Genomic DNA, 370 nt, shown 5'->3' on the forward strand with positions numbered 1-370 from the left:
CTGATGCTCGCCACCAGACTTAAGCTGTCACCGGTCGTGACGCTGGCCACTCGCGCAGCCGACAACACGCCAGTCTGCAGGTTTGAGCCGCTATCACTGACACGCACCCCAATATAACGGTCTTGATCCGCGGCTTGCACCTGATAGTTAGCCCCAGTTTCTCCGGTGATGGCGCTGCTGGCCGGCCAGCTATCCACCTCGCCAACACGACCTTGTAGGCGGTACCACTGGTAGCTCAGCGTCGCATTCGCTGGCGACTCAAGCACCGTGACGCCCAAGATCTCATTTTGAGGGATCGGCGACAGACTTGGCACCATCTCAATACTCAGACGCTCAGGCGCAGAAACTTGAACCTCAACGGCGTTGGCAA

The 370-nt window shown here is 58.6% G+C and carries 1 protein-coding gene; it reads right to left on the bottom strand.

From position 1 onward, the window contains the following. The coding region (locus F8B77_RS17905; RefSeq protein WP_208846186.1) for a hypothetical protein at positions 1-370 on the bottom strand (370 nt) is incomplete at both ends.

The organism is Aliivibrio finisterrensis, assembly GCF_008933155.1.
Taxonomy (GTDB): Bacteria; Pseudomonadota; Gammaproteobacteria; order Enterobacterales; family Vibrionaceae; genus Aliivibrio; species Aliivibrio finisterrensis.